The organism is Holospora obtusa F1 (assembly GCF_000469665.2).
GTDB lineage: Bacteria > Pseudomonadota > Alphaproteobacteria > Holosporales > Holosporaceae > Holospora > Holospora obtusa.
In genome coordinates, this window is the sequence record NZ_AWTR02000073.1 from 1 (window position 1) to 7,691 (window position 7,691).

Annotated in this window: 8 protein-coding genes; 1 reads left to right on the top strand and 7 read right to left on the bottom strand. The window is 34.5% G+C overall.

Annotated features, from left to right (window positions below; all coding sequences use genetic code 11):
• Positions 1–415 precede the first annotated feature (415 nt).
• The gene (locus tag P618_RS06100; RefSeq protein WP_024161195.1) at positions 416–1,633 is read left to right on the top strand and encodes a DNA recombination protein RmuC; all 1,218 of its coding nucleotides are present in this window, start codon (positions 416–418) and stop codon (positions 1,631–1,633) included.
• A 666-nt stretch (positions 1,634–2,299) separates the two neighbouring features.
• Here the strand turns inward: P618_RS06100 and P618_RS07945 are convergent.
• The 7 genes from P618_RS07945 to P618_RS08895 form a co-directional block, all read right to left on the bottom strand.
• The gene (locus P618_RS07945) at positions 2,300–2,452 is read right to left on the bottom strand and encodes a hypothetical protein (RefSeq protein ID WP_021826973.1); all 153 of its coding nucleotides are present in this window, start codon (positions 2,450–2,452) and stop codon (positions 2,300–2,302) included.
• A gap of 18 nt (positions 2,453–2,470) precedes the next feature.
• The gene (locus P618_RS09415) at positions 2,471–2,659 is read right to left on the bottom strand and encodes an integrase core domain-containing protein (RefSeq protein WP_084024594.1); all 189 of its coding nucleotides are present in this window, start codon (positions 2,657–2,659) and stop codon (positions 2,471–2,473) included.
• Positions 2,660–2,676: 17 nt separating this feature from the next.
• On the bottom strand, positions 2,677–3,030 hold the full coding sequence (locus tag P618_RS09420) for a DDE-type integrase/transposase/recombinase (RefSeq protein WP_420805326.1): 354 nt from the start codon (positions 3,028–3,030) through the stop codon (positions 2,677–2,679).
• Between the two features lie 521 nt (positions 3,031–3,551).
• Positions 3,552–3,992, bottom strand: a complete 441-nt coding sequence (locus tag P618_RS04205) for an AAA family ATPase (RefSeq protein WP_021826971.1) — start codon at positions 3,990–3,992, stop codon at positions 3,552–3,554.
• Between the two features lie 3 nt (positions 3,993–3,995).
• Positions 3,996–4,445: a rubrerythrin family protein gene (locus P618_RS04210; protein ID WP_021826970.1), complete on the bottom strand. Its 450-nt coding sequence runs from the start codon at positions 4,443–4,445 to the stop codon at positions 3,996–3,998.
• Between the two features lie 957 nt (positions 4,446–5,402).
• On the bottom strand, positions 5,403–6,668 hold the full coding sequence (fabF, locus tag P618_RS04215; RefSeq protein ID WP_021826968.1) for a beta-ketoacyl-ACP synthase II: 1,266 nt from the start codon (positions 6,666–6,668) through the stop codon (positions 5,403–5,405).
• A 31-nt stretch (positions 6,669–6,699) separates the two neighbouring features.
• The gene (locus P618_RS08895; RefSeq protein ID WP_021826967.1) at positions 6,700–7,002 is read right to left on the bottom strand and encodes an acyl carrier protein; all 303 of its coding nucleotides are present in this window, start codon (positions 7,000–7,002) and stop codon (positions 6,700–6,702) included.
• Positions 7,003–7,691: the final 689 nt, after the last annotated feature.

Consider the following 7,691-nt stretch of genomic DNA (forward strand, 5'->3'; position numbering starts at 1 on the left):
GACTTATCAAATAGTCGCTATAAATATCAAGAAGATCCAGTTTCATGTTTTGTCCTTAAAAACTTACAGACGAAAAATATGATTATTTCAAGCAGAAATCAACTATTGCTGCGTAACATCAGTTAATATCATTGAGGGCTCGTTAACTTTAAAAATAGATTCGCTCTTGCTTAAAATAAAACTTGAAAAAGATAAACTCTAAACAAAACACTGCCCTCTTTCTCAAAAAATTATTTACGCAGAAGGTCTAATATCAAAAATTATTTTTATCTATTTTTACGTGAGAATTTTCAATTTTTTTTGAATAATTGTTTAATTTTAGTATATTTTAGAAAATTATGTTATCTTCAAATATCATGCTTAAACTTAAACAATCTTGTATACAGAAATTTTTATTTTTTTTTCGGGAGCTATATTGGGTGCGTCTGTAGTTTTTGGAATATATTTAAAAGAATATAAACGTCGTCTTTTGTTTCAAAAAGATTTAGACGTTGCAACCCAAGCACTGATCCTTTACAAAGAACAACGTGATGATAATCAAGGTCAAACTTTACGACAATCTCAAACTTTTGAATCTTTGAATCGAACGATGGAGTCCGTGTGTCAGCACGCTCTTTTTGAATTTCAAAAAAACTGCCTTAGTGTATTGAAACCCGCAGTAGAACAGTGGAATCATTCCCAGTCTAAAGAATGTCAACTTCTTATGCAGCAAACTGCGCATCCTTTAGGGCATGCATTAGAACAAGTCTTAAAGCATCTTAAAGGAATAGAACAAGACCGTGTATCTACGTATGAACAATTAAAGTCTCAAATTTTACATATGCGTGAAGGGCAAAAAGAGCTAGGTATTCAAACACAAAATCTTGTTACGGCATTGCGTTCTCCGCATGTATGCGGATCTTGGGGAGAATTACAACTGCGTCGAATTTTAGAGTTGTCTGGAATGTTAGAGCATTGCGATTTTGAAGAGCAGTTTGTTCTTAAACAGGGGGGGAGCGTCTTAAGACCAGATGTTGTTATTCGCTTAACAGAATCTCGTTTTATTATTATTGATGCAAAAACTCCAATTATTCATTATTTAGAAGCGTGTAATGCGCCAGATGCTAAAATTTATCAAAGTAAACTTCAAGAGCACGCAAAATTATTAATGCAACACATTAAGAAACTTTCAGAAAAAAATTATCCTAAACATTTGTCAGGAAGTTTAGACTTTGTGTTACTTTTTCTTCCCGGAGATTCCTTTTTAAGCTCTGCACTTTCTATAAATCCAGAGCTTATTGAGTGGGCAAGTCAACGTAATATTGTGCTTGTGAGTCCCAGCATTTTAATTGCTTTACTCAAAACCATAGCCCATGGATGGCGGCAAGAACGTCTTGCGCAGCAAACTCAAAAAATCATGGAAATTGTGAATCAACTTTTTTATCAATGTAATCGTTTAGAAGTTAAATTTGATCAGGCACTTCGCCAATTCAATCAAAGTAGCGAATCACTAACTTCGGCTTCTCATATTTTAAAGCATAACGTAATGAAAAAAATTAAAGATTTAGAATTTTGTGCTCAAGTTGATAACGCAAAATCAAAATCTGAAGAATCTGGAATAGACCCTAGTACAGTTATACAAGAAGATGATTAAGTTTAGATTAAACTTTTTAGGTTTTGTGCATCTAAGCCATAGTATAATTGAAGAAAACGCAAGGAATCCTAAAAAAGATGAATATTTTTTATCAAATCTAGAAAATGCTCGCCTAAAATGATTAATTTTTTTGAAACAATATTCAACTAAGTGACGCTTTTTATACACATGTTTATCATATAGCAAAAGCGGTATAAAAAGATAAAGGAAGAAGCGTTGCAAAGAGCCCATCAATAGAGCAAGCAGCGCATATAGTAAAAACAGTTGAATTGCAATGCGATATATGGTATATTTTTTCCAAAAAAGTAGATAATGTCAACGAGTCCATATAAAATGACACTCAATAGATGGCATTTGCGTTATAAAAGCGAAAGATATCGTAGCCCAAAGATACGTTTGGGTGCAAAGCCCACTATAGAAAAAAGGTCTTTTATTCAATTATGTAACTTATCGTCCAGACGCTAGATCAGAGAATATTGTTCGTGAATACGACATAAGTGCCAGTGATGCACGTTATTGATGTTCCTGACCTTGTGTAAGGTAAAAAATGATCAAATTTTTATGGACATCACACGGTGCATAAATTTTGGTTCTACCCAGAGAAGCGTCCAATGCCTTGATTATGCTCTTTTTTTTGGCTCCAACGAGTAAAACGGGTGTGGGGCTTTAAAATCTCCAAACCTTTCCGGAAAGATCACGCCAAGGAATACCTTCATGGGTACTGTATAAAACAGCCTCAACAAACAGACTATTTAGTCCCAACAACATGTGGTTTGGATTGTGATTAAAATCAGACGTGTTACGTTCAAATTTTAACATGATAATATCAAAGGGGGTCTAATACTTAAACGATTTCAGCTTTATTTGATGATTATAATAAAGCACAAAAATCATTATATGGCGCTTCAGTTCATCGAGCTTTTTGTAAAAATAAGCCTTTGTTGTGCGTTGTTTGAGGATTCTGTTGCTGACTTCGACCTGAGCGTTGGTCCAAGGATGCTTGAATTTGGTAAATCTGTGCTCAATGGTATGCTCCTTTCACATCACATCAAAGGGGTGCGTTTTTTGGGCCTCAGGTGTTGCGTAAGCGGTTTATAGGTAAATTGCGCCCCATTGTCTGTGAGAATTTTCGTTATTTTAAAAGGACAATGGGAGATCATATTTTTCAAAAATGCACTTGATTCGTTAACCGACATCTTTGAATGCATCTCGACATAAACGTACTTTGTGGCACGATCAATGGCCATAAAAAGGTCGCATTTCCCTTGATTTGTAAGAACTTCTGTACTGTCAATACGAACAAATCCAAGGAGATAAATTTCTTTTTTCAGGAGCCGACTCTTTTTTTTGGGGTAAATATTTAGTCTTTTGAGGCATCGATACAGATTAGAGCGCATAAGATTGGGAATCTTCTCTTTCAAAGCACTATAAACATCATCAAGCGGAAGCTTAGAAACGCGTCTGAATTCACACAAAATCTCTTACTTCTGTTGCAGATAAAACGCTTTGTCTGTTCAGGGCCAGAGCATTTATCTTGAACACAACCGGCTTTCTTCCTCTTCAAAACAGTTTTAATAGTGAAGGCCCAAACGCTTTGCTATTTTTAGCGGCGCTCTGTACAAAGTTTTGTATTTTTTTCGGACTCGAAGCGTCGTCTTGGCATTGTTATGCAGTATACTTCCCATACATTAGCCTCCTTTAGTTCTTTATAGGTTATACCATAAAAATGTGAAACTAAACACTTAACCAATTTACCCCAAACATTTGAAATTTGTAGATCCCCCTCTAAAACATGGATTCATTTTATAGCCATCGAGCGAATTTTATTAATAACTCCTTCAAAAGAATCTTTATTATCCAGAACGAATTGACACTATCGACGCTGCTGAAAAAAGAAATTAGAAAACTGTGTCGATTTTTAAATATCTAAGCGTCGATTAATATACTCCTCACTATCTCCTCTTTTTAACATTCTTTTTATCCGATCTTCTTCTGGAAGATCTAAGCAAATTTTTACATAAGACAACTTAGGATCAAAAAACGAAGTATTGAAAAAGCACCAAGGAGTAATAAAGGTAAAAATATTTTTCTTTTTTGCATACTCGAAAGATGAATAAGGCACAGCATAACGATCAGAGTAAGACTCTCTACATAATGCCAACTTATTTTCACGAAATAGCTTATTATATTCTTCAGAACTTAAAAAACGATACTCTGTATCTAAATCAGAAGTTCGTTTAGGTCGCGTAGTCACTTTTATAAGCGTTCCAATATCTCCAAATTTTGCAACATTTTCTGAAATACTTGTTTTTCCAGATCCCGATAATCCCACTAAACAAAAAATAATAATATTTTTCACACATTAATCCTGAGATACTAATTCTTGTCGTAAACGAGTTAACGCTTTTTCAAACCCTGCCGCATGAATACGCTCTGCTTTAGCTAAGACATCAAACCAATTAGCTATTTCTTCAAATCCTTCTTCTCTTGCAGTTTTTGCCATTCCAGGATACATATCTTGATACTCATAGCGCTCACCAAAAGATGCAGAAATTAAATTTTCTTCAGTAGAACGGATAGGTAAATCAGTTACAGGATCACCAACCTCAGACAAAAAATCCAAGTGGCGAAACGCGTGAGCAGTTTCTCCACGAGCCGTAGAACGAAATAAATCAGCCACATCCGAAAAACCTTCTCTATCTGCTTTTAGAGCAAAATACTCGTAACGTCGATTGGCTTGAGATTCCCCAGAAAAAGCAGCCTTCAAATTTTCGTGAGTCTTAGAATTTTTTAAATTTTTTTCAGAAATCAATTTTGTCTCCTAGAATTTTCATCCTTAGGCGTATTCAAACAAAATACTAATTCCGTGTCAAGAGACAATTTATCTTTATTTTTAAAAAACCATAGCTAATCTATTCTAAAACGCTATGCTAAAATAAAAGGAAATAATTGATTTAAGGAGTAGTTAGTAGATTTTCCAATGTGCTTGGCTTGTCTCATTTGTTCTTGAGTGGCTAAGTCAGGAAAATAAAAAGGCACGTAGAACACGACATATTCAGAGTTTTTGTATAATAATTTCAATAGCTTTGCTTTTATGAAAAGGAGAATTATCTATCACGATAACAGATTTTTTCGAGATGTGGGATAGCAAAAACTTCTCAACCAAGCTGTAAAATTTTGTATTAACGCAGGATTCTATCAATCCAACAGCATCAACGTATCATCAATTAAACTCTCCAATTATATTATTCGTTCCTCCTTTTTCGCCCCAGTAGTGCTTGCTATATTATCCTTTCAATAGAATATCCATGTACTTTTGGTATATCGAGAATAACGCCAATCTCATTTGTGAAAATCTGTGATTGACCTTCTTTTTTAGCTTTACAGTCTTTCTGAAAAAATGTAGAATCTTTTTTGACTTGCTTTAGGATGTTTTAAAGATTTTGTATACGTTACGGACAATAGCAGTATTGCACTAACAATTCCAGATTTTTTTGCTGATAATATTTTGATCGTTCATATCAATACAAATTCAAATATTTTATCTTGCTATTAAATTCTCTTGATTGATTTAATTTTATGGAGATTTTTAATTGACACCTTATTTATAGCAAAAATTATACGATTCTAAAGTGCGTTAGCCACGACATAATTTAAGTATTATAAATTATAAAAATACAATCTCTTATCCAAAAAAGGTCCATAAACAGTAAATGCAGGCACATAAGCTTGGAAAATAAAAACATAAAAAATTTTTAAAGGATCTCTGTTACTCCTGATCCCAAACCTTAAAAATTAAACTAGCATTAGTTCCCCCAAAACCAAAAGAATTACTCAAAGCATAAGAAAAATTTTCAACTTTTCGAGAAATACAAGGCACTAAGTCGATCCCCAAATCTCTGTCAGTAGACTCAAAAGACTCTAAATTCAACGTAGCAGGAATAATTTTATGACGTAAAGCCATAATGGAAAAAAATGCTTCCAATGCGCCCGATGCCCCCAAAAGATGCCCCGTCGAAGATTTCGTTGAAGACATTAAAGGTAATCTTTCTTTAGGAACCTCACAAAAAAGACGTTCAACAGCTTCTAACTCTACTTTATCTCCTAAAGGTGTAGAAGTTCCGTGAGCATTGATATACCCAACATCTTCTGGAAAAATTTTTGCCACACGTAAAGCTTCTTTCATGCTTCTATAAGCACCTTCTCCAGATGCAGCAGTGACATGATACGCATCACTTGTTGCCCCATACCCAACTATTTCTGCGTAAATTTTTGCACCACGACTTAACGCATGATCCAAATTTTCTAATATTAACGTTACTGCCCCTTCCCCCATAACAAAACCGTCTCGATCTTTATCCCAAGGACGAGAAGCTTTTTCAGGTTCATGATTTCGAACTGATAAAGCTCTCATTGAAGAAAACCCAGCAATACCAATTTTGCACACTGTAGCCTCGCTTCCGCCAGAAATCACAACTTTAGTGCGCCCACTAGCAATAGCGTAAAACGCCTCACCAATCGCATGAGCCCCGGCAGCACACGCAGTTGCAAAACCTAAACTTGGACCCTTTGCTCCTGTTAACATTCCAATTCGTCCAGAAGTTAAATTTATTAAAGCTCCAGGAACAAAAAAGGGGCTAACTTCCCGATATCTAACTGCCAGCCCGTTAACGTATTTTTCAATAAACGGTAATCCTCCGATACCTGATCCAAAAAATACAGCAGTATCCTCAGGCTCTAAATGCGGATCAAATCCTGAATCTTTCAAAGCTTCTAGAGCAGAAACAACCGCAAGAGCAATAAAACGATCCATTTTTCTCAATTCTCCTGGAACAACCCAGCGAGAAAAGTCTAATTGTCCTTCTTGATTACCTTCAGGAATAGTTCCCGCAATCTTGCAAGGAATATCAGAATCTCCTAAATCGATCGAGCGAATGCCACTTTTTCCTTTTATGAGTTGATCCCAAACCCAAGACACCCCAACACCAAGAGGACTTATAACTCCGATTCCCGTAACAACAACACGATGGATCATTTTTCACTTCCGAAACACACACTCTTGAATTTTATACTTTTTCCTCACAAGAAGATAACCGCATTATCAACTCAACGATTTCTCCCACAGTACCAAGCTTACTGATATCTTCGTCAGAAATTTTACAACCAAACTTTCTCTCTAAGTCCATTACGAGTTCAATTTGGTCTAAACTATCCGCACCAAACGTCCCCGTAATGCTGGACTCCATAGTAATCTCTTTTCCGTGAGCCACAGACTGTGATAAAATTTCAGATATCTCTCGAAAAACTTCGTCAACACTCTTTTTTTTTGTTTCTAACGAAACGCTTGAATTGGAATGATCAATACCCATAAAACCTCTAGCTTCAGAATCTAAAAACTGTTATATGATTTATTATCATAATCTGAATTATTTATCTAGCCCCCCCATGGATACCTCATAAAAAAATACACAATTTTTAACATAACATAAGAAACTCAATACAATCACAAGAAGTAAAGAAATAAAAAAATTATTTTTTCAAAGTATAGATGATTATAGGATAGCTACTTCAGTATAATACATAATATAAAATTTTACTAGAAATAATCGTGAACTAAAAAAATTATTGTTTTGATCTATATAGAAAATTAAGTTAAATTTACGAATAGATGCAGCAGATGTAAAAAAATTCCAGCATCTTATCATCAAAATTTACGAAAAAAGTAAGGGAGTAGCTAAATAAAGAGAATTGTTGCTATAATGCATCGATAGAACTCTCAAAAATATTGTAATAAATGCATGCATAAAAACAAAAATAAAAAAGAAGTCGCTTGTCCCGAAAGGTGATCAGGTCAGAAAAATACCTGAACGAACTATAGAAATTTAGCATAAAAATGTGATTTGAAAGAATGCGGCAATAGCCTCTTAAAGTTTATTAACTGATGTTACGCAGCAATAGTTGATTTCTGCTTGAAATAATCATATTTTTCGTCTGTAAGTTTTTAAGGACAAAAAATGAAACTGGATCTTCTTGATATTTATAGCGACTATTTGATAAG

Excerpts from the sequence above, each read along its gene's own strand:
- P618_RS07945 (WP_021826973.1), bottom strand. The coding sequence starts at position 2,452 with ATGTTAAAATTTGAACGTAACACGTCTGATTTTAATCACAATCCAAAC.
- P618_RS09420 (WP_420805326.1), bottom strand. The coding sequence starts at position 3,030 with ATGCGCTCTAATCTGTATCGATGCCTCAAAAGACTAAATATTTACCCC.
- fabF (WP_021826968.1), bottom strand. The coding sequence starts at position 6,668 with ATGATCCATCGTGTTGTTGTTACGGGAATCGGAGTTATAAGTCCTCTT.
- P618_RS08895 (WP_021826967.1), bottom strand. The coding sequence starts at position 7,002 with ATGGGTATTGATCATTCCAATTCAAGCGTTTCGTTAGAAACAAAAAAA.